This window comes from Bacillus sp. 05T31, from assembly GCF_056396725.1.
The window spans coordinates 1-360 of the sequence record NZ_JBFTMA010001518.1; the positions used below are offsets into that span (position 1 = coordinate 1).

The 360-nt window shown below is 38.9% G+C and carries 1 pseudogene; it reads left to right on the forward strand.

The features are described from left to right. Positions 1–326: pseudogene (locus tag AC1DJR_RS34140) on the forward strand (hypothetical protein); the annotation flags it as partial. Between the last annotated feature and the right edge of the window lie 34 nt (positions 327–360).

Below are 360 nucleotides of genomic sequence, written 5' to 3' on the forward strand. Positions count from 1 at the left end.
CTTCTGATTGGTGGGTTCCTTTTCAAGATTTGCATGTAATTGAAAAGCTTGATCATGTCATAGCAATAGAATTTTTTGGATTGGAAAGAGTGGGCCAATACTGGGGGGTGAAAAATCAACCGTTTGAAAATATGCCAGTGGACCAGTTTGGCGCTCTTAATGAGTCTACAAATATTCTAGAAAAATTAGGTGAGGAACATAATGCAATGATCAATAAGGTGGATGGTCATTGGCATATAAAAATTGGTGATAAAGATTATAGTGACGAACGTCTAGGCGTTGCGGCTTGCTTAGCGGCTGTAAGTACGGTGAGAATATCAGCTTAATAACTTCATAAAAATGGGGTGAACAGGTTGTACG